Annotated in this window: 23 protein-coding genes; 22 read left to right on the top strand and 1 reads right to left on the bottom strand. The window is 40.8% G+C overall.

Annotation, left to right across the window (positions count from 1 at the left end; translation table 11 throughout):
• The first annotated feature begins 463 nt into the window (after positions 1-463).
• From tgt to MTBBW1_RS28530, 9 genes are all read left to right on the top strand, one after another.
• Entirely contained in the window at positions 464-1579 is a 1116-nt protein-coding gene (gene tgt, locus MTBBW1_RS19375; protein ID WP_080806168.1) for a tRNA guanosine(34) transglycosylase Tgt, read from the top strand.
• A gap of 207 nt (positions 1580-1786) precedes the next feature.
• On the top strand, positions 1787-2968 hold the full coding sequence (locus MTBBW1_RS19370) for a pyridoxal phosphate-dependent aminotransferase (protein WP_080806166.1): 1182 nt from the start codon (positions 1787-1789) through the stop codon (positions 2966-2968).
• The gene (locus MTBBW1_RS19365) at positions 2961-3275 is read left to right on the top strand and encodes a DUF2283 domain-containing protein (protein ID WP_222424110.1); all 315 of its coding nucleotides are present in this window, start codon (positions 2961-2963) and stop codon (positions 3273-3275) included. The genes MTBBW1_RS19370 and MTBBW1_RS19365 overlap by 8 nt, the downstream gene beginning before the upstream one ends.
• 236 nt (positions 3276-3511) lie before the next feature.
• Positions 3512-3859 (top strand): hydrogenase maturation nickel metallochaperone HypA, encoded by a 348-nt coding sequence (gene hypA, locus MTBBW1_RS19360; protein WP_080806164.1) that lies wholly within the window; start codon positions 3512-3514, stop codon positions 3857-3859.
• A gap of 146 nt (positions 3860-4005) precedes the next feature.
• Positions 4006-4671 carry a hydrogenase nickel incorporation protein HypB gene (gene hypB, locus MTBBW1_RS19355; protein ID WP_080806162.1) on the top strand — a complete coding sequence of 222 codons (666 nt, stop codon included), beginning with the start codon at positions 4006-4008 and terminating at the stop codon, positions 4669-4671.
• A gap of 297 nt (positions 4672-4968) precedes the next feature.
• Complete coding sequence (locus MTBBW1_RS19350; RefSeq protein WP_080806160.1) at positions 4969-6111, top strand: SHOCT domain-containing protein; 1143 nt, start codon at positions 4969-4971, stop codon at positions 6109-6111.
• A gap of 47 nt (positions 6112-6158) precedes the next feature.
• Positions 6159-7046: an Rpn family recombination-promoting nuclease/putative transposase gene (locus MTBBW1_RS19345; protein WP_080806157.1), complete on the top strand. Its 888-nt coding sequence runs from the start codon at positions 6159-6161 to the stop codon at positions 7044-7046.
• Between the two features lie 47 nt (positions 7047-7093).
• Positions 7094-8080, top strand: a complete 987-nt coding sequence (gene amrB, locus MTBBW1_RS19340) for an AmmeMemoRadiSam system protein B (RefSeq protein WP_080806155.1) — start codon at positions 7094-7096, stop codon at positions 8078-8080.
• Between the two features lie 95 nt (positions 8081-8175).
• Positions 8176-8316, top strand: a complete 141-nt coding sequence (locus MTBBW1_RS28530) for a hypothetical protein (RefSeq protein WP_186441514.1) — start codon at positions 8176-8178, stop codon at positions 8314-8316.
• Positions 8317-8335: 19 nt separating this feature from the next.
• Here the strand turns inward: MTBBW1_RS28530 and gltX are convergent, their stop codons facing one another.
• On the bottom strand, positions 8336-9760 hold the full coding sequence (gene gltX / locus MTBBW1_RS19335) for a glutamate--tRNA ligase (protein ID WP_080806153.1): 1425 nt from the start codon (positions 9758-9760) through the stop codon (positions 8336-8338).
• Between the two features lie 309 nt (positions 9761-10069).
• Between gltX and rpmF the strand changes: the two genes are divergently transcribed.
• The 13 genes from rpmF to MTBBW1_RS19270 all read left to right on the top strand — a co-directional run bounded on the left by rpmF (position 10070) and on the right by MTBBW1_RS19270 (position 21231).
• On the top strand, positions 10070-10261 hold the full coding sequence (gene rpmF, locus MTBBW1_RS19330; protein WP_080806151.1) for a 50S ribosomal protein L32: 192 nt from the start codon (positions 10070-10072) through the stop codon (positions 10259-10261).
• Between the two features lie 96 nt (positions 10262-10357).
• Positions 10358-10591 (top strand): acyl carrier protein, encoded by a 234-nt coding sequence (gene acpP, locus MTBBW1_RS19325; RefSeq protein ID WP_080806148.1) that lies wholly within the window; start codon positions 10358-10360, stop codon positions 10589-10591.
• A gap of 230 nt (positions 10592-10821) precedes the next feature.
• Positions 10822-11271 (top strand): ribose 5-phosphate isomerase B, encoded by a 450-nt coding sequence (gene rpiB / locus MTBBW1_RS19320; protein WP_080806146.1) that lies wholly within the window; start codon positions 10822-10824, stop codon positions 11269-11271.
• Between the two features lie 102 nt (positions 11272-11373).
• Positions 11374-12615, top strand: coding sequence for a serine hydroxymethyltransferase (locus MTBBW1_RS19315; RefSeq protein ID WP_080806144.1), 1242 nt, complete (start codon positions 11374-11376; stop codon positions 12613-12615).
• A complete protein-coding gene (locus tag MTBBW1_RS19310) occupies positions 12599-13090 on the top strand; it encodes a deoxycytidylate deaminase (protein ID WP_245809476.1) in 492 nt (163 codons plus the stop codon). The genes MTBBW1_RS19315 and MTBBW1_RS19310 overlap by 17 nt, the downstream gene beginning before the upstream one ends.
• Positions 13087-13620 carry a transcriptional regulator NrdR gene (gene nrdR, locus MTBBW1_RS19305; protein ID WP_080806140.1) on the top strand — a complete coding sequence of 178 codons (534 nt, stop codon included), beginning with the start codon at positions 13087-13089 and terminating at the stop codon, positions 13618-13620. The genes MTBBW1_RS19310 and nrdR overlap by 4 nt, the downstream gene beginning before the upstream one ends.
• Positions 13604-14728 (top strand): bifunctional diaminohydroxyphosphoribosylaminopyrimidine deaminase/5-amino-6-(5-phosphoribosylamino)uracil reductase RibD, encoded by a 1125-nt coding sequence (gene ribD, locus MTBBW1_RS19300; protein WP_342743944.1) that lies wholly within the window; start codon positions 13604-13606, stop codon positions 14726-14728. Before nrdR ends, ribD begins: the two co-directional genes overlap by 17 nt.
• A 128-nt stretch (positions 14729-14856) precedes the next feature.
• A complete protein-coding gene (locus MTBBW1_RS19295; RefSeq protein ID WP_080806138.1) occupies positions 14857-15522 on the top strand; it encodes a riboflavin synthase in 666 nt (221 codons plus the stop codon).
• Positions 15523-15699: 177 nt separating this feature from the next.
• Positions 15700-16920 (top strand): bifunctional 3,4-dihydroxy-2-butanone-4-phosphate synthase/GTP cyclohydrolase II, encoded by a 1221-nt coding sequence (locus tag MTBBW1_RS19290; RefSeq protein WP_080806136.1) that lies wholly within the window; start codon positions 15700-15702, stop codon positions 16918-16920.
• A gap of 103 nt (positions 16921-17023) precedes the next feature.
• Positions 17024-17503, top strand: coding sequence for a 6,7-dimethyl-8-ribityllumazine synthase (gene ribH, locus MTBBW1_RS19285; RefSeq protein ID WP_080806135.1), 480 nt, complete (start codon positions 17024-17026; stop codon positions 17501-17503).
• Positions 17504-17506: 3 nt separating this feature from the next.
• Positions 17507-17938 (top strand): transcription antitermination factor NusB, encoded by a 432-nt coding sequence (gene nusB, locus MTBBW1_RS19280; RefSeq protein WP_080806133.1) that lies wholly within the window; start codon positions 17507-17509, stop codon positions 17936-17938.
• A 62-nt stretch (positions 17939-18000) separates the two neighbouring features.
• The gene (locus tag MTBBW1_RS19275) at positions 18001-18621 is read left to right on the top strand and encodes an MBL fold metallo-hydrolase (protein WP_080806130.1); all 621 of its coding nucleotides are present in this window, start codon (positions 18001-18003) and stop codon (positions 18619-18621) included.
• 33 nt (positions 18622-18654) lie between these two features.
• The gene (locus tag MTBBW1_RS19270) at positions 18655-21231 is read left to right on the top strand and encodes a bifunctional anthranilate synthase component I family protein/aminotransferase class IV (protein ID WP_080806127.1); all 2577 of its coding nucleotides are present in this window, start codon (positions 18655-18657) and stop codon (positions 21229-21231) included.
• Positions 21232-21262: the final 31 nt, after the last annotated feature.

Below are 21262 nucleotides of genomic sequence, written 5' to 3'. Positions count from 1 at the left end.
TGTCTCTTTAATGTAGATCTAATCCACGAATATTGCCAGACTAATTTGTTTTTTATGATGGACAGTTTTTTGATATCAAGGTATCTTGAAAAGATAACCTATTGAAACTATTGAACCAGGTATTTTAAAACCCGAAATAATGGGTTCAATAAAAATAGGTACTTAGAAAAAATGTCCGAAGTGTTGATTATATTGAGGTGTTTTTTAGTTTCATATTTCCGATTTTTGTATTTTTTTGGCAAGAGAATCGGAAAACCTCTTTGGCTCTGGCTTGTCCAGATTTAGTTAACACTTGTATGCTTATCTGATAAAAAAATAGCAAGGTGTCGATTTTGATGAACTTGAAGTAGCACTAACAGCAGTTTGGTGTTCTTTAACTTTTTGCGGCAACATTCAATCCTTGTTTATAATTTTTTTTCTGCCTTTGACAGTGCAACATACATAATGCTTTGGAGAAAATGTTTTGTTTGAAATATTAACCAGATGTCCGGAAACCCGAGCCCGTACCGGAATTATTAATACAGCTCATGGAAAAATCCAGACCCCGATTTTTATGCCGGTGGGCACACTTGCAAGTGTCAAGTCTGTTTCTGTTGAAGAGCTTAAAAACTGTGGTGCACAGATCATCCTTGGAAACACTTATCACCTTTATCTGAGGCCAGGGTGTGATGTTATTGATCATATGAAAGGGCTTCACCATTTCATGAACTGGGATTCACCCATTTTGACCGACAGTGGGGGCTTTCAGTTTTTCTCCCTGGCAAAGCTTGCAAAGTTCAGTGATGAAGGTGTTGACTTTCAATCCCACATTGATGGCTCCCGACATATCTTTACTCCTGAGAAGGCTGTGGAGATCCAGTCTCTATTGGGTTCTGATATTATGATGTCACTTGACTGGTGTATTGGGCATCCGGCAGATAAGGGTGCCACAATGGAAGCACTGAAAAAAACGACCATGTGGGCGGAACGCGGTCTTGAGTTCTGGCGTGACAATGGCAAACCCAATGCACTTTTCGGTATTGTGCAGGGGGGGATGTACAAGGAGTTGAGGTCTCTTTCTGCAAAGCAGCTTGAGGATCTTGATTTTCCCGGATATGCCATTGGAGGGTTAAGTGTGGGTGAACCAACCGAGATGATGTACGAGATGGCCGACCATACAGCTCCGTTGCTTCCCTATGAAAAGCCAAAATATGTAATGGGAGTGGGTACACCGGAAAACCTGGTTGAACTTGTTGGTATGGGGGTGGATATGTTTGACTGCGTTATGCCTTCAAGGAATGCCAGAAATGGTCAGCTTTTTACATCAGGGGGAACTTTGAATATATCCAATGCCGCATTTAAAATGGATGAAGCTCCTGTTGATGAATCTTGTAACTGTTATACCTGCCGGAACTACTCCAGAGCATATCTTAGGCACCTTTACAAATCCCGTGAACTTCTGGCCTACAGATTGAATACAATTCATAATCTTCATTACTATTTAACCCTTATGGCAAACATAAGGCAGGCTGTAGCCCAAGGCAGTTTTAATCTTTTCAAAAAATCGTTTTATTCAAGGCTTGAGTGTGGATTAAAATAAATAGTACAAAACAGGGCATCCTTCATATCATACAGAAAGTACTTTACACTTTCCAGAACAGGATCCCCTAAAAACGGGCATTCTGTTAGGGAAAGTGTAAACTGGCAAATGAAAGATGCCCAAAACAGATATGTTTTGGTGTCAATAATCCCATAATATGAAAATCTGATCTGTTTTCACGGAAAAAAACTGGAGAAATCATTTAATATGACAATTGCAGCAAAAATTGAACAGAGTCTTGTAAAATCATCCTGGATAAGGAAAATGTTTGAGCAGGGAGCAGCCCTTAAGGCGGAGCATGGCAGTGAAAATGTCTTTGATTTCAGTCTTGGCAACCCCAATTTATCACCACCTGACGAGTTTCAGTCAGCCCTTGAAAAGGTTGCATCAAGCAGGGACAGATGGGTTCACGGATATATGCCCAATAGTGGTTTTCCTTTTGTTCGGGAGTCCATTGCCGAGAATATTCGCAAAGAGCAGTCTGCTGAAGTTACAGCAGATGATATCATTATAACCTGTGGCGCAGCCGGTGGATTGAATGTAATATTTAAAGCTCTTTTAAACCCTGGAGATGAAGTGCTTGTCTCCTCTCCCTTTTTTGTCGAGTACTCATTTTATGCAGAAAATCATGGTGGTGTTTTAAAAACAGTACCTTCAAAGGATGATTTTACCCTTAATATAGAGGCTGTTGAGGCAGCTATTACCAAAAATACCAGGGTAATACTTATAAACTCCCCAAATAACCCCACAGGACAGATATATTCTGCCAAAAGTCTTGATGAGCTTGGAACTGTTCTAAGAAAAAAGAGCCACGAATATGGTAAAGTCATCTATCTGGTATCTGATGAACCATATCGGAAAATAGTATTTGATAATGTCACGGTTCCTCCTGTTTTTAAATGTTACAATGAAAGTATTGTAGCAACATCCCACTCAAAGGATCTTTCACTCCCGGGAGAAAGAATAGGCTATCTTGCCATTAATCCAGAAGCAGAATACAGGGATAAACTTCGCCAGGCCATGACCCTGACAAACAGGATTCTTGGCTTTGTAAATGCACCTGCCATCATGCAACGGGTACTGCCAATGATTCAAGGAGCAAGCGTTGATATTGGTGCATATAAAAGAAAGAGGGATATCTTCTGCAAAGGCTTAAGTGATGCAGGTTATGATTTTGTTACACCACCAGGTGCATTTTATCTTTTTCCACGTTCTCCAATAGAAGATGACGTTGAATTTGTCCGTGCGCTTCTGGATGAATTGATACTTGCTGTTCCAGGAAGCGGTTTTGGAGCGCCTGGCTATTTCAGGCTTGCCTTCTGCGTTGAAGATGAGACAATAATTAAATCCATTCCGGCATTTAAGCGGGTAATTCAGCGTTTTGTTTGAAAATTATCCTATAAAAGAGTTATTCTTCTGGAAGATGGGGAGACAGTACACAACGCTTTTTTTGACAGAAATTTTAAGAGAGGCATGCAGGATGAAAATTAAATTTTTCCCAGACACAGATACCGCACTCGTTGAATTTTCAAATAAGGACATAAATGAAACTATAGAGGTTTCCGAGAATGTCTATCTTGACGTTGACATACATGGAAATATAGTAAGCATGACTATAGAACACGCCAGAGAGCATTCAAATCTTCCGTATTTATCATTTCAGCAGATTGATAATGAACAGAGGTTGTCCGCTTGACACATTGAACATTATTCATTGAGCCTGAATTTCTCTGAAGCTGAAAAATGCCCCCATAAGTGGCCTGGCTTAACTGTTCGACTTTGAGTAAACGGTCATGGCTGCCATCCAGCCATCCCTGAATACGGAAAATTGTATCCATTTCCAAGGTAAACCCTCATGGCCAAATGATATTTCGGCCACCCCCGATCATGAAAACAGAATGTGTTTTCACGGTAAAAAGGAGAAATAGACAAATGCACGAAATGGGAGTTGCCCAGCAGATGGTCAATATTGCCATTGCTTCCATACCATCTGATATTGTAAATCCAAAGGTTGAAAAACTGAATTTAAGGATCGGCAATCTCGCAGCCGTTGTGGAGGATAGTCTTAAATTCTGCTTTGAGATCATAACCAAGGATACCTCCCTTGAAGGAGCAAAGCTTGTGATTGAAAAGGTGCCTGTTGTGGTTAAATGCAAGGCATGTGCTCATCAATGGGAAGTTGACGGCCCTGTCTTTACATGTCCATCATGCCGTGATGGGGCAGTGGAAATTCTGTCTGGCAGGGAACTTGAGATTTCATCCCTGGAGCTTGCCGATTAATCTGGCCTGTATCTACCAATGGCGCAAAAATTGATTCTGTATCCTACGAATAGTCCAATGATTGCATAATTTTCTTAAAGTCGGGAAAAGAGAAATTCAGTAAACTAAATTATCGGGAAAACTATAAAAAATAAGGTGATTATAAAGTGGAGATAACTATTCAGAAAAAAGTGCTGGAAGTCAATGAAACAATGGCTGACAAAAATCGCAATTATTTCAGGGAAAAAGGGGTTTTTGTTCTTAACATGATGAGTTCTCCAGGCTCAGGCAAGACAGAAACCCTTTGTAAGACTCTGAAAAGAATCATGCCGGAAACAAGAACAGGGGTCATTGTAGGGGATATCTGTACAAGAAATGATGCTGACCGTCTTGAAGCAACAGGGGCAGCAGTGGTTCAGATCAATACCGATCAGTTTGGTGGAGATTGCCACTTGGCAGCACATTTGATTGACAAAGCTGCAAGGGAGATGACGCTTGATTCCCTTGATCTTCTGATTGTTGAAAATATTGGAAATTTGGTTTGTCCTGCTGAATTTGATATTGGTGAAAATGTCAAGGTGGTGGTTTTGAGTGTCACAGAAGGAGAGGATAAACCCCTTAAATATCCATTGATGTTTCAGGTTGCTGATGCAGCTATTCTTAATAAAATTGATCTTTTGCCCTATCTTGATGTAGATGCTGACCTTGCCGTAAATAATATGAAGACAGTACATCCAATGATGCCGGTATTTAAACTTTCTGCAAAGACCGAAGAGGGTTTTGATCAATGGATTGAGTGGTTGAACGGACAGATTCAAGCCTGGAAAAAATGAGTTTGCATGAATTACTTGGGCATCTTTCATTTACAGCGTTACACTTTCCGGAGAATCATCTCCTTTTTGAGGTGTATTTTTCAGAAAAGTGTTAAGTCAGAAATCGGAATATACCAACTCAAAAGCGACACCTTTTTGGCATTTATTGAATTTGTCTGAATCAGGATAACCAGGATTTACAAGATGCTCATGATTTTTATCCTGTAATTCCTGGTTATCCTGGGCATCCTGATTCAGATAGTATTGACAAGGTTAAAAAGCTCATAGGTGTCGTTTTTGAGTACCAAAGGATGTGATATGAAAAAGATTTGGATGATTATGGTTGGTGTATTTTTTATCGGTTGTTCCGGCGGAGCTTGGTATCAAAATTATGGCCTTCAAAAAGGCCAGCTTTTATCTACTCAGGCAATTCCTGCACTTGTTTTTGCACTTGATGATGAGAACGATAAAACGCGAGTTCAAGCATTAAAGTGTATTTCACGACAAAAAGAGGCTGCTGCGGATGCCATTCCAGGTATCGTTGATTTTATAAAAACTGAGTCTGATGAAGATATTCGCGTTTATGCCATAAAGACATTAGCATATATAATGCCGAATACAAAGGAAAACGTCACTATTTTGTCAAAGGCAATTGATTCTGCCAAAATAATATCTTCAAGTAATATTGAAAAAGCAAATTCTGCATTAGCTGCACTTGAGAGTAAAGAGCAAATTGCTCCTGGTGCGATATCTATTAATGGTGGATATGTTGATATAATAGATGAAATCTCTTTAAAATTGGAGGCTAAATTTAGATTTTATAATGGGTATATAACAGATAAACCATCAATGCATCATTACATGGTTCCCATTGAATTTAAAATTGCAAATCATTCAAGTGATTTCATAAAAATTAATACTAATTCAATTAAATTATTACGGCCAAATGGTATGACTGTTTCTAAAATGTCTCTTGATCAAGCAAAAGATCAGGCTTGTTACAGCGTTGTAAAGCGTAGTGTTGTTAGTGGAGTTGCAGGTGGAATTATTTTCGGTACTATATCAGGGACTAAGGCTGGAAAGGCCAATGCTAAAATTCGTAAGTATATAACGAATACATTTCTTACTGACGCAGATATAATACCAGGTGAAAAAAAAACTGCTTATATTTATTTTAATTGTCCTGATCGCCCAACAACTCTTGAAGGCTGGGGATTAAGTTTTTTATGCATTCATGGGAGTTCCCAAATATTTGATATCAAATATGTTTTTGGGGAGGGTGCAACTGTTTCAGAAAGAAAGATAAACGAAAAGCATGATTTGATGTTGGATAAAAATATGTTAGTTGATGAAGCCACATTAGAAGATAAGCTGATTAAACTTAAAGAGTTGTATGATAAAGAGTTGATAACCGAGCAAGAATATACCCAGCAAAAAAAAAGATTGATAGATAAGTATTAAAACTATACTCGAAAGAACCTAACCGTGCAACACTGGGAGAGAAAATCATGTCAAAAAGAAAACTTATCAGCTTTGACTGGGCAATGAAAAGGCTTTTGAGAAGTAAGGCCAATTTTGAGATACTGGAGGGCTTTCTCAGTGAGCTTGTTGATGATGATATAACGATTCTTGAGGTTCTGGAAAGCGAAAGCAACAAGGTAAACCGTTGGGATAAATTCAACCGTGTTGATTTGAAGGTAAAAAATTCTAAAGAAGAGGTGATTATTATTGAAGTTCAATATGATCGAGAACTTGATTACCTTCAAAGAATTTTATACGGTGCCTCAAGGGTTATAACGGAACACCTACAAGAGGGAGAGCCTTATTCAAAAATAGTAAAAGTGATTTCTGTAAGCATTCTATATTTTGATCTTGGTCATGGCATGGATTATGTTTATTATGGTTCGACATCATTTACGGGTCTTCACAAAAAAGATGTGCTTCAACTATCCCAGGGTCAGCAGGAACTTTATCAAAAAAGTAAAGCTTACGAGATATTCCCTGAATATTATCTTATAAAAGTTAATAATTTTGATGATATTGCCAAAAATACGCTGGATGAATGGATATATTTTTTAAAAAATGAAGAAATAAAGGATAATTTCAAGGCAAAAGGATTGAAAAAGGCCAAAGAGGAGCTTGATATTCTAAAATTGCCTGAAGAAGAAAGACTTGCCTATGAAAGATACCAGGATGATCTTCATTATCAGGCCAGCATGGTAGAATCCTCTTATACAATCGGAGTAAAAGAGGGTAAAAAAGAGGGTAAAAATGAAGAGAAAAGGCAAATAGCATCCAATTTGATATCAGCGGGAGTTCTTGACCTTGAAAGTATAAGTAAAGCTACAGGGATTGCTCTGGAAGAAATCAAAGCAATGAAAGATAATAGAAGATAATTTAAAAGATCATTGACAAGATAATGTTGTAGATAAAAGGTTATAAAATGCAGAAAAAAAGAGCAGCATTTTCAGGCTCATGGTATCCGGAAGATGCCCTTCAGTGCCGGAAAGCCATTGAGCAATTTTTGACAGAAAACAGTAATGAATCAGCCCTTTTAAAGGGTGGAAAATTTTCAGGTGGGATAGTTCCCCATGCAGGATGGTTTTTTTCAGGTTCAATTGCATGTCGGGTCATATCAGCAATTGCATCTTCTCCTTTTATTCGTAAAACAGAAAAAATTAAAACCCTGGGTCATGATTTTTCAGTAGAAAAGCAAGATGAATTGTTGTCTCCCAGTAAACCGGAAACTGAACATAATGGCAATTCCGGAGAAAATATTGATGCTGTTGTAATTTTTGGAATGCACATGCATCCTTCCTCAAGTTCATGTATTATGGTTGAAGGAAAATGGGAAACACCTTTAGGCTACCTTGATGTCCATCAACCTCTTGCCGCTTCCCTTGCTGACAGGATATCTATAAGGAAGATGTCTGCTTCCACATTCCCTGATGATAATACCATTGAGCTTCAACTGCCTTTTATAAAATATTTTTTTCCCAATGCTTCAATAGTGCCTGTTGGAGTGGCTCCAACAAATTTTGCTGAAAAAGTCGGAACTGCTGCTGTGGAATGTGCAGATTCCCTGAACCTTAGCGTGGTTTTCATAGGCTCCACAGATATGACCCACTATGGAAAAAATTATGGCTTTTTTCCGGCAGGTTCAGGTGCAAAGGCTTTGGAATGGATGAAAAATGAAAATGATCAAAAGGCCATAAGGGCAATGGTTGCCATGGAGAGTGATGAAATCATTGCCCAGGGGATTGGCAATCGGAATCTTTGCTGTGCAGGAGCTGTGGCAGCGGCTGTTGGTGCTGTCAAAAAAATGGGTGCTGTCAAGGGGATAGAGTTTGATTATGCCACAAGTTATGACAAAAGCCCTGGAAGTAGTTTTGTGGGATACTCAGGAATTCTTTTTAGCCATAATGAGTAGGTTTTTAGCATAATGCAAAGGCCGGACAAATATCTTTGTCCAGCCTTTGTAGGTTACATATATCAGTATGTTATGGATAATTTCTGATAACGTACATGGCTGATGATAGCCACAATCGAAAAGATGAAAGTCGTTTTAAAAACAGCCAATTACTGAGACTTTCATATAACGGCCATGGCGGCATTACCGCCACAATCGAAGAGATGAAAGTCGTTTTAAAAACAGCCACTTACTGAGACTTTCATATAAAATGGCTTATTGAATATGTTCAATGGCTTTTTGTATTCTTTCCACGGTTTTCTTTTGACCAAGAGCAAGAATCATCTCGAAAATACCTGGGCTTACTGTACCGCCTGTAAGTGCAACCCTCAGCGGCTGTGCAATTTTTCCGAATTTAAGTCCTGTCTCTTCCATGACTTTTTTCATGGCATCTTCAAGGTTTTTCTCTGTGAATTCATCGGGTTTGAGTTCTTTGATATATCTTGCTGAAAGCTTTAGAAGCTCCACTGCATCAGAATTGATAAATTTTTTGGCTGCTTTTTCCTCAAATTCAATTGATTCCCTGAAATAGAAAATAGCAGCATCTGCCATCTCAACCATGGTTTTACTTCTTGGCTGAAGGGTTTCAATGATTTTTTCAACTCTTTTAGTGTCGCCGTCGTGATTGTCTTGTGTGTCAGGCAATGCAATCTCTCTTTTTGCAAGATGGGCAGAAAAGATTGGAGCAAGTTCAGACGAGCTTTTATCCTGTATGTGTTTGGCATTGATTGCTGTAAGTTTGTCCATATCAAACATGGATGGAGAGCGTCCTATATGCTCTAATGAAAATTTTTCTATAAGCTCCTCTCTTCTGAAAAATTCCTGATCTCCAAAAGACCAGCCTAATCTTACAAGATAGTTGAGCATAGCATCAGGAAGATAGCCCATATCCATATATTCACTTACTGACATTGCCCCATGGCGCTTGCTAAGTCTCGCTTTGTCAGAGCCCAGTACCATTGGAACATGGGCAAAAAGTGGAAGCGGAGCTTCAAGAGCCTTATAAATCAGCATCTGTTTTGGCGTGTTTACAAGATGATCATCACCTCTTATTATTGTGTTTATTCCCATTGTGATATCATCAACCACAACAGCCAGGTTATACATTGGGCTGCCGTCACTTCTCTGGATAATAAAATCGTCAAGCTCGCTGTTGGGAAAGGCTGTGTTTCCTTTTACAACATCTTCCACCACAGTTGTGCCCATTGCCGGAGCTTTAAGCCTTACCACCATGCCTGGTTTCCACTCTTTGTTGAGTTCTCTGCATTTACCGTTGTACATTGGTTTTTTACCAAGACTTTTGGCCTTTTCACGCATGGCATTGACCTCTTCCGGAGAGCAGTCGCAGTAATAGGCATGGCCGGATGCTACAAGTTTATTTATATATTCTTTGTAAATATCATATCTTTGTGTCTGAAAAAAAGGCCCTTCATCCCAGTCTATCCCCAGCCATTCAAGGGATTTAAAAATAGCATCAACGGACTCTTTTGTGGAGCGTGCTTCGTCAGTATCTTCAATTCTTAAAATAAACCTGCCCCCTGTTTTTCTGGCGTATAGCCAGTTGAAAAGGGCAGTTCTTGCTCCACCGATGTGAAGGTAGCCGGTGGGACTGGGAGGAAATCTTGTAACAACAGTGTCCATGCGTTCTCCATATTAATTGTGGTTTTTTCAACATCAAAACAGGGCATTTTTCACCAGAAATTTTATAGTGTTTGCCGAAGATATTTAAGTATGCCCATTTTTGGAGATTCTCTACCATACCATTATGATTAGGGCAAGGGTAAGATATGATTAGGGTAGGGGAGATGCATTAAAATTAACTTGAAAAATTGACTTTATGCCCTATTTTTCTTGACAATTCTTTATAATTAAATTAGAAGTTTGTGTTTATCTGGTAGAAAGACATTGTTGATATATTGTGAAACAAAATAGTGAGTTAGGAGAAGATTAATGGCTGTACCAAAGCGTAAAACATCAAAAAGCAGAAGCAGAAAAAGAAGAACCCACCAGAAAGTTGCAGTGCCTACACTGGCAGTCTGTCCTGAGTGTGATGAGGCAAAACTTCCCCATGCAGCGTGCCCTGCATGCGGTATGTATCGTGGAAGAAATGTTCTTGTCCAGGATATTGAAGACGAAGAATAAAATTTTTAGGGCATGGGTGTTAGCAAAAATTTCATGCAGTGAATTTTTTTGTACGCTTCAGGGCGTTAATATTGATGGATGAGAGATTGTTATCTTATGAGTATTGAGACAAAAGTCAGAAAGATTATTGCGGAGAAGTTGCCTAATCTTGATATTGAGGATGTTGTTCCTGAAGCGTCCCTTGTTGATGACCTTGGTGCTGATTCCCTTACCATTGTTGAGCTTCTAATGACAATGGAGGAGGTATTTGAGATTGATATTGATGAGGATGAGACTGATAAGTTGACCACTGTGCAGGATGCCATAAATTATATTCAGTCAAAATTCTGACATCCTTCATTTACCGGTTTACACTTTCTGGGATACATGCCCATTTATCAGGAATTTCCATCAAAAAAGTGTAAACTACTTTTGGGATGATATGAAGGATGCCAAAATTCTGATCTGTTTGTTTTTTTCAAAAGGCATCCTGCTTTATCTCTATTCATGTCAGGATGTCTATTTGTCCAAGAGATCATTGACTTGGTCCGGAGTTAAAAGCCAGGGAGAACAAAAAAGGGATGAGTGAATTGGAAAGGGTTATTATTGGAAGTGATCATGGAGCCTTTCTTCTCAAGGAGAAGCTCAGGGCTTTTATTGCAGAATCCGGAATTGATGTGGAGGATGCAGGCACTTATAGTGATGCTTCTGTGAGTTATGTTGACTATGCAAAAAAAGTTGCGGGTGCTGTCTCTTCAGGTAAGTTTAAAAAAGGAATTCTGCTTTGCGGTACCGGTCTTGGCATGTCCATGGCAGCCAACCGTTTTCCAGGTGTAAGGGCTGCATTGTGCAGTGATCTTTTTTCTGCAAGAATGAGCAGGGAACATAATGATTCAAATATTCTTGTAATTGGCGGAAGGGTCACAGGAGATATTCTTGCTATTGAGATTGTTAAGGTTTGGCTCGAAACTCCCTTTGAAGGTGGTCGCCATCTCAAAAGAATTCAAAGTATTGAGGATATCCTGAAATAAATGACCGGTGATAAACTAAGTCGTCAGTCATGAGTTCTTGCTGTGCTTAGTATCTGTAGTGTTGGAAAAATAATAAACAGAATAAAAGTTAAGGAGTTTGGATTGAATAGTGCTGCCATTGAAACTGTGGATCCTGAAATAGCCGGAATGATTTCCAACGAGGCATTAAGACAGGAGAGCGGTCTTGAACTGATTGCCTCGGAAAACACAGCAAGCTGTGCGGTTATGGAAGCCCAGGGTTCGGTATTGACCAATAAATATGCTGAGGGCTATCCTGCAAAGCGCTATTACGGCGGTTGTCTCCATGTTGATAAAATAGAGTCTCTGGCTATTGAAAGAGCAATGCAGCTTTTTGGTGCTGAGTATGTAAATGTTCAGCCTCATTCAGGCTCTGGTGCCAACATGGGAGCATATTTTGCTATGCTTAAGCCAGGGGATACTGTGCTTGCGATGGATCTCTCCCATGGTGGCCACCTTACACATGGCAGTGATGTCAGTTTTTCCGGCCGTCTTTTTGATTTTGTACATTACGGTTTGTCTGGTAAAAATGAGACTATTGATCTTGATGAAGTTGAATCTCTTGCCAAAAAGAACAGGCCGGCTTTGATTCTTGCAGGGGCAAGTGCCTATCCAAGGCAGATAGATTTTAAAGGTTTTGCCTCTGTTGCTGAAAAATATAATGCCCTTTTTATGGTGGATATGGCGCATATTGCAGGTCTTGTTGCTGCAGGTGTCCACCCTTCACCTGTGCCCTGGGCAGATGTTGTTACTTCAACTACACACAAAACACTCAGAGGCCCCAGAGGAGGCTTGATCCTTTCCAAGGCAAAACATGCCGCAAAGATAAGAAGCCAGGTTTTTCCGGGTATTCAAGGCGGGCCAATGATGCATATAATTGCTGCAAAGGCAGTGGCATTCAAGGAAGCTCTTGAACCTTCATTTAAGGAGTATCAGAAGCAGGTTGTTGCAAATGCATCTGCTTTGGCAGATGAACTTCAGAAAAGAGAAGTCAGACTTGTTTCCGGCGGCACAGACAACCATCTTATGCTGGCAGATCTCACAGGCAAGGGAATTTCCGGTAAAGATGCTGAAGAGATGCTTGGAACTGCGGGTATCACTGTTAACAAAAATTCTGTTCCCAACGATCCTCTTGGGCCGGTTGTCACAAGCGGTATCAGGATAGGAACACCTCTTTTGACTTCTCGGGGAATGAAAACATCTGAGATGAAAGAAGTTGCAGCATGTATATGTGATGTGCTGGATAAGAGCTGTGATATTAATTCTGTTGCAGGCAGGGTAAAAGATTTGTGCAGGCAGTTTCCTCTTTATGGAACAGGCAGATAGGATGTCTGACCTGGATATCTTGAGACCCTCCTGGGATGACTATTTCATGGGTATAACTGATCTTGTGGCCACCCGTTCGACATGTCTGCGCAGAAAAGTAGGTGCCATAATTGTAAGGGATAAAAGAATTTTATGCAGCGGATATAATGGCGCACCTTCAGGAATTGCCCATTGCAGTGAAACCGGATGTCTCAGGGAAAAGATGATGATCCCTTCCGGAGAGAAACATGAGCTTTGCCGAGGAGTTCATGCAGAACAGAATGCAATTATACAGGCTGCATGTCACGGTATTTCAGTTAAAAATTCTGTTTTGTACTGTACAAATCAGCCCTGCTCCATATGTGCGAAAATGATTATTAATGCCGGCATACTGCATGTATGTTTCCGGCAGGCATATAATGATCCCATGTCAGCAGAGATGTTTTCACAGGCTGGGATATCTTTTACGATTATTAATGGAAAGGTTGAATCATGAAATGTCCCTATTGTGGAAAGCTCAACAACCGGGTCATTGACTCACGATTGAGTCGAACAGAGACAGAGGTACGTCGCCGAAGGGAGTGTCAGGATTGTTCACGCCGTTTTACCACCTTTGAAACCATTGAGGATGTACCTGTTATGATCGTGAAAAAAGATGGTCGCAGGGAAGAGTTTGTCAGGGGTAAAATTATGGCAGGCATCAAAAAAGCCTGCGGAAAACGAGCTATAAGTGCAGCACAGATTGAAGACCTTGTGGATACAATAGAGCGTGATCTTCGAGATATGAATATCAAGGAAATTTCCACAAGGGTTGTTGGTGAAAAAATTATGGAGCACCTTCATCGCATTGATGATGTGGCTTACGTAAGATTTGCCTCTGTTTACAGGGAGTTCAGCAGTGTAGATGATTTCATTGAGGCATTAAAAGCGCTCAATGTACCATGTGAGACAGACCATTCTGTTTCCACTGGCAATGATAAAGGTGGAGCATTTTCAGTGGAGCAGACAGATGTCAGAGATGGATGATATCCAGTATATGCAAGAGGCTCTTGCCCTTGCTGCAAAAGCCAGGGGTTACACTTCCCCCAATCCAATGGTTGGTGCTGTAGTTGTCAGGAACAGTAATATTGTAGGCAGGGGATGGCATCATGCACCGGGATTGCCACATGCTGAAGTTGAAGCAATTAACGATGCAGGGAAAAATGCAGAAGGTGCTGATATTTATGTTACTCTTGAACCGTGTAATCATTATGGAAAAACACCTCCATGTACCAGAAAGATAGTTGAAGCCGGTATAAGGAGGGTTGTTGTTGCCACAGAAGATCCCAACCCTTTTGTAAAAGGTGGTGGGATTGATTTTCTCAGGAGTATGGGCATTCCTGTTGATGTGGGGGTTTGCAGAGAAGAGGCTGAGACCCTGATTGAGGATTTTATATGGTATGTCCAGAACGACAAAAAACCATTTGTAATATTAAAGTGTGCTGCAACCCTTGACGGAAGGCTTGCTACATCAACAGGTGACTCCCGCTGGGTTACATCTTCTGCTTCCAGAAAGTATGTTCATGAACTCCGTCATGCCTGTGAAGCCATTCTTGTAGGTTCTGGAACCCTTAAAAATGATAACCCTTCTCTCACCGCCCGTCTTGAAGGAGTTGAAACCAGAGACCCTAAAAGGGTTATTCTTGACTCCTCACTTTCCATTTCCCCTGATGCCAGGGTATTGAATCAACCATCCAATGCGGAAACTATTATTGTAACATCCATTGATGCTTCAATGCAAAAGGCTAAAGAGCTTCAAGCCATGGGTGCTACCCTTATAAGAGTGCCTTGCAGAAACAATGCTGGTGAAACATATAACCGTCTTGATTTACCTTATCTTATGAATGAACTTGGGAAAATTGGAGTAATGTCTCTACTTGTAGAGGGCGGTGGCAGGGTCGCAGGCTCTTTTCTTTCCGAAACTCTTGTTAACAAGGTTATGTTTTTTATTGCTCCTAAAATACTTGGAGGCGACGATGGTATTCCTGTATGCAGAGGTAAAGGCCCTCTTTTAATGAAAGATGCTTTTCAGCTAAAAAGGGTTGACATTGCCCGTTTTGATGATGACACTCTTGTTTCCGGATATTTAAAATAAATCTGTTTAGTAATCGGGTTGAATTAACTTACCCAAACTCACCCTCTCCAGCCATGGAGAAGGGTTGGGGGGTGAGGTGAATGGGCAAGTTATTAACAATCAATTACTTACCTTGGGGAGTAAATGCCATGTTCACCGGAATCATTGAAGGAGCCGGCACATTGAGAACAGTACACCAGAGCGGGGAGGGAAAAAGACTCTCCATAGATACTGATATGGATCTTGCCGGAACCCGAGTTGGAGATTCCATTGCAGTCAATGGTGCATGTCTTACCGCTGTGACCATTGCAAAGCACTCTTTTTCTGTTGATGTTGCTCCTGAAACAGTGTCTAAAACCACTTTCAAGAAATTGCAAAGCGGAGCAAGACTGAACCTTGAACGTGCTTTGAGGCTTTCTGATCGTATTGATGGTCATCTTGTTTCAGGTCATATTGATGGCACAGGCAAAATTATTTCCAAGGTCAGGCACAGCAATGCTGTGATCGTTGTCATTGAGGTTCAACCAAGTATTGCCGCTGAAATGATCACAAAAGGATCTGTTGCTGTGGATGGAATAAGTCTTACTATTAATAGATGCTCTGAAACAGAGTTTGAGGTGAGCGTCATACCCCATACTGCTGACATTACAACCATTGGGATGAAAAGTGTCGGAGATGAGGTTAATATTGAAACAGATATGCTGGGAAAGTATGTCAGAAAATTTTTAGATCATGGTCGTAATAGTGCTTCTGAAGATATCTCGTCTAAAAAGGATATAAGCATGGAGCTTCTGGCCAGGAAAGGTTTTATTTGATTATCAGGATGTTTTTCAATGCAAAGACTTCTGATACAAAATAAGGGCATCCTTCATATGACTCTAAAGGTACTTTACACTTTTTTGTGAGAAATTCCCGCTACTCAGAGTTTTCTTTCCAGAAAGTGTAAAATGGGAAATGAAGCATGCCAAAATAAGGAGTGAGAATTTAAATAAATGCCGCATATTACAATTGATCAGGCTATTGAGGATATTAAAGCTGGTAAAATGGTGATTCTGGTGGATGACGAGGACAGGGAAAATGAAGGTGACCTGACCATGGCAGCAGAGGCTGTAACCCCGGAAGCTATCAATTTCATGGCTAAATATGGGAGAGGTCTCATATGTCTTTCCATGACCGGCGAGATGGCCGATCGTTTGGGGCTTCCGCCCATGGTTGAAGATAATACATCCCAGTATGGTACAGGTTTCACTGTATCTATTGAGGCTAAAAAGGGTGTAACAACCGGAATTTCTGCTGCTGACAGAGCCACTACGATAAAAGTTGCTGTTGCAGACGGGGCAACTGCTGATGACCTTGCAAGACCTGGCCATATATTTCCATTAAGGGCAAGGGAAGGCGGTGTAATGGTAAGAATAGGGCAGACAGAAGGTTCTGTTGATCTTGCACACCTTGCCGGATGTAAACCAGCAGGGGTAATCTGTGAGATTATGGATGATGATGGTACCATGGCACGCATGCCATCACTTGAAGAGTTCAGCAAAAAACATGGTATTGGTATATGTACAATTGCTGATCTTGTGGAGTATCGCCTGAAAAATGAATCTTTTGTGAGAAAGGCAGCCGTTACAACTATTCCCACTGAGTATGGAGGAGACTTTAAGATCATTGCCTATGAAAATGATCTTGATAATCTGACCCATATTGCCATGGTCAAGGGTGATATTGATCCTGAAAAGCCATTGCTTGTAAGGGTGCACTCTGAATGCATGACAGGTGATATTTTTGGCTCCATGAGATGTGACTGCGGTGACCAGCTCCATAAGGCCATGCAGATGATGGATGAAGAAGGCAGCGGAGTTATTCTCTATTTACGCCAGGAGGGCAGAGGTATAGGGCTTGTAAACAAGCTTAAGGCCTACGAACTCCAGAATCAGGGGTGTGATACAGTCGAAGCTAATTTGAGGCTTGGTTTTAAGGCTGACATGAGAGACTATGGAGTCGGTGCCCAGATTCTGGCTGACCTTGGTGTTAGAAAAATGAGATTGATGACAAATAATCCAACCAAGATGGTAGGCCTTGAAGGATATGGGTTGAGTGTTGTGGAGCAGGTTCCCATTGAAGTTACCCCAAATAAGTTCAATAAAGGCTACCTTCGGTGCAAGCTTCTGAAAATGGGACACACTTTCAAGGAGTGTGTTGCCGATCTTGATTAAACCATCATGGCAGTAGAGACAAGGCATGCCTTGCCTCTTACTTCGCCCCCCCGATTATGAAAATTATGAGGGGTATTTTCACGGTAACAGTAAGGATTAACATATGCCAAATGTTATTGAGTCCGCTTTGCGGGCAGATGGAAAAAAATTTGGAATTATAGTTTCCCGTTTCAATGATTTTATTACAGAGAGGCTTGTGGGTGGTGCCATGGATGCTCTGATTAGAAGCGGGGCATCAGATGAGGATATCACCATTGTAAAGGTGCCTGGTGCATTTGAGATTCCCCTTGTTGCATCAAAGATGGTGCTTGCCAAAAAATATGACGCTGTAATTTGCCTTGGAGCTGTCATAAGGGGTGCTACATCACATTATGATTATGTCTGTGCAGAGGTCTCCAAGGGAATTGCTTCTGTTAGCCTTGAAAGTGGAGTTCCGGTTATTTTTGGTATTCTTACCACAGATACCATAGAGCAGGCCATAGAGCGCGCTGGAACAAAGGCTGGTAATAAAGGTTTTGATGCAGCCCTTTCAGCCATAGAGATGGCGAATCTGATGAACGATTTTCAGAAAAAGGCCATTTAAGTAATGGGTGAACGCAGAAATGCAAGGGAACTTGCACTTCAGACGCTTTTTTACATTGATATGGACAAGGGAGACCCTTTAGAGCTGCTGACCATATTTTGTGAGCATTTTAAGGAGATGATTGACGAGAAGGTTAATGAGTCGCAAAAGGCTTTTTTTGTGAACCTGGTCCAAGGTGTCATCTCTTCCCAGGAGCAAATTGATGCTCTTATAGTCAAAAGCTCAAAAAACTGGAAGATATCCAGAATGTCTGTGGTTGATCGTAATATAATGCGTATAGCTGTATATGAATTTCTAAAGCTGCCTGATGTTCCTTCAAGGGTCTCCATAAATGAGGCCGTTGATATTGGAAAACGCTATGGGACAAAAGGCTCTGCTGCTTTTATCAACGGAGTGCTTGACAGAGTACGTGAACTGGAAAACATTGAAGATTGAAGATCAGTGTATTCTTTCGCATAAAGCAACCGGCTTCATAAAGATCAGGAGGAGGTAATGCCATGATCGTTAAATCGCTTGAAGTTGGCCCTATCATGGCCAATTGTTATATACTTGGATGTGAAAAGACAAAAGAGGCAGCTGTTATTGATCCAGGAGATGACTCTGACAGAATATTGATGACACTTGCTGAAAACAAGTTGAAGGTTAAGTATATTATAAACACACATGGTCATTTTGATCATGTTGGTGCCAATAAAAAAATGAAAGAAGCCACAGGCGCTCCAATAATGATTCATGCTGAAGATGAACCCATGTTATCTCAGCTTAACAGAGCTGCTGCATCATTTGGCCTTTCTGCCGAAAATTCTCCAGGAGCTGATAAGAACCTGAATGATGGTGATTCCATTTCCTTTGGGGATATTACCCTTAATGTTATTCATACTCCAGGACACTCAAGGGGAGGGGTCTGTCTTTACACAAAGGGCTATCTTTTTGTGGGAGATACTCTTTTTGCAGGCTCCATAGGCAGAACAGATCTACCGGGAGGAGATTACAATACTTTGATTTCAAGTATCAAGGAGAAGCTTTTTTCCTTGCCTGATGATACTTGTGTCTATACAGGTCATGGCCCGGAAACAACACTTGCCAGAGAAAAGAGGAGTAATCCTTTTCTGCGATAATCCCATGTTTACGGTAAAATGGTTGGAATCTGAATGAACTCTTTTCTGAGCCGACTGCCATTATTTAAGGGGATTTCGTGCATCAAGGTGCAGCCGGAAATCCCCTTTTTACATATTGCAAACTCTTTTTCAAGGGAGCCTGGCAGTGTTGTTCTTTTGAGTGGTACATCCCTTGACTGTGCCCGTTATAATATAATGGCTGTACGGCCATGGTTGACTCTATCTGTCAGGGCAGGTGTTGTAAAAGCCTGCCTGTTGGGTGATGAGTTTTTGTTTGAAGCTGATCCCTTTGATCTGCTTCAAGAAGTTGTAAGTAAATATAATTTGCAATTATCATCACTATTATCCTCATTGCACTTAAGGGAAAAGGGCGGCATTGCTTCTTCGTGTCACTCACGGGAAAAGGGCGGCATTGCTTCTTCATGTCACTCACGGGAAAAATCCGATCTTTTTTCTTCATGTTACACAGGCGATAAACTTAAGGTTTTTTCCCCATGCTTCTCCGGAAAGCCACCTGGAAAATTGCCTGTTCTGTCGGGGTTTTTTGGATATTTTGCCTATGATGTTAAGGATTACATTGAAGATTTACCCAATACCTGTATGGATCAGAATCTTCCTGATATCTTTCTTTGTGTGCCATCGCACATTTTGATTAATGATCGTTTTTGTGACTCATACCATTTGCTCAAGCCTGATCTTGAGGCATCATCCGGAGAACCCATTGATCTGGAAGATATTGATATTTCAGATCAACATCAGGAAACTATCTCCCCCCATTTTGAAGATGAGGATGGTGTCTTTAGTGCCCATACTTCTTCTTTTTCTTCCATAAATTCTTTTTCCATTGACCCTGGAGGTTTTAAATCAAATTTTTCTAAACCCGAATATATGGCATCTGTTGAAAAAATTATTGACTATATAAAGGCTGGAGATATTTACCAGGTAAATCTTTCCCAGCGTTTTACAACAGGTTTTAAGGGAGATCCTTATTCTCTTTTTCTCAGGCTTTTCGAAAAGAACCCTGCCCCTTTTTTTTCATATATCAATGCAGGTGATCATCAGGTCATCTCAACATCTCCGGAGCGTTTTATACATCAGTCTGGTAAAAAAATTGAGACCCGTCCCATTAAAGGTACAATTCAGAGGGGCAAAAATGATTGTGAAGATAAACAAAATGGTGATGAGCTTCTTGGAAGCACCAAAGACGATGCAGAACTTTCCATGATTGTGGATCTTATGAGAAATGATTTTGGAAAGGTCGCTGTGGGGGAAAGCGTGATTGTAAAGGAGCATAAACGTCTTGAACCCTATGACAATGTTTTTCATCTTGTTTCCATTGTTGAAGGAGAGCTTGCTTCTGACAAGTCAGGGGTTGATCTAATAAAAGCCTCGTTCCCGGGCGGTTCCATTACGGGCTGCCCCAAGATTAGATCAATGGAGATAATTGATGAGCTTGAGAGTGTGCGGCGCCATGTCTATACCGGTTCTGTGGGCTATATAAGTTTTCATGATACAATGGATCTATCCATTGCCATAAGAACTGCTGTTGTGGCAGGTGGGGAGATCGGTTTCTCGGTGGGTGGGGGAATTGTTTTTGATTCTGACCCTGAAAAAGAGTATGAGGAGACCCTGCATAAAGGCAAAACATTGCTTGAAACTCTGTTCTGCAGAAAAAAATCTTTGTCAGATAATATTTTGTGCAAAGAAACTCCTTCATCTAAAGTGGCATGGGTAAACGGCAAAATTGTTGAAGAATCACAAGCGGCTGTTCCGGCATCTTTTCCGGGTTTTCAGTATGGAGCCGGAATTTTTGAAACCATAAGGGTGCAAAAAGGTTCTATTTTAAGGCTTGACTCTCATATAAGACGTCTTGCAAATAGCTGGAAATCTCTTTTTAATGAGCAATTACCTGCTTTAAGCTGGGATTATATAATAAAGAGCATTGTAGAACTTAACGGCCTGGATTCAGGAGTGGCTGCTGTCAAGATCGTGGTGGCTTTAAGCCCTCCTAAAAAGGATATGGACAGGGATGGCAGAGGTATTTCCGTAAGTGGAAAAGGACATTTTTTTGGGGTATTTGCACGTCCGTACAGCCATAGATTACTTAAAAAGAGAACTTTTCCAGAAGGTGGTTTCTACAGGAAAGATGGCCTGGATGTCGTAACATATCCTGTGCCGAGACACACGCCAATTGCAGAGCACAAATCCCTTAACTACATGTATTATTATCTTGCAGGTCTCTATGCAAAGGAAAAGGGCTTTGATGAGGCACTTGTAATGAATACAGATGGTACTGTCTCAGAGACCAATACCTGTGCTCTTATGGTGATTGAAGGTAAAAATGTTTTTTTGCCGATTTCAGAGTTTGCCCTCCCAAGTGTCACCCTTTCTGCTTCACGGGAAAGGCTTGTTGCTTCAGGGTACAATATTATCCATCGAAAAATGACCTATGATGAGCTGTGCGGCATGGAAAATGTGATTGCCCTGAATGCCCTTATGGGTGCTGTTCGGGTTATCTCCATTGATGGCAGGAAATTATCCACCTGTCATAATGATTCTGTATCGTTTTTTTGTGAATGGCTCAACAGGGAGCTTCTTATTGTTGTATAACGTACATGGCTGATCACCGCCACAATCGAAG

Source organism: Desulfamplus magnetovallimortis, assembly GCF_900170035.1.
In the GTDB taxonomy this organism is placed as follows: domain Bacteria; phylum Desulfobacterota; class Desulfobacteria; order Desulfobacterales; family Desulfobacteraceae; genus Desulfamplus; species Desulfamplus magnetovallimortis.
This window is presented reverse-complemented; position numbering and strand designations above follow the sequence as displayed.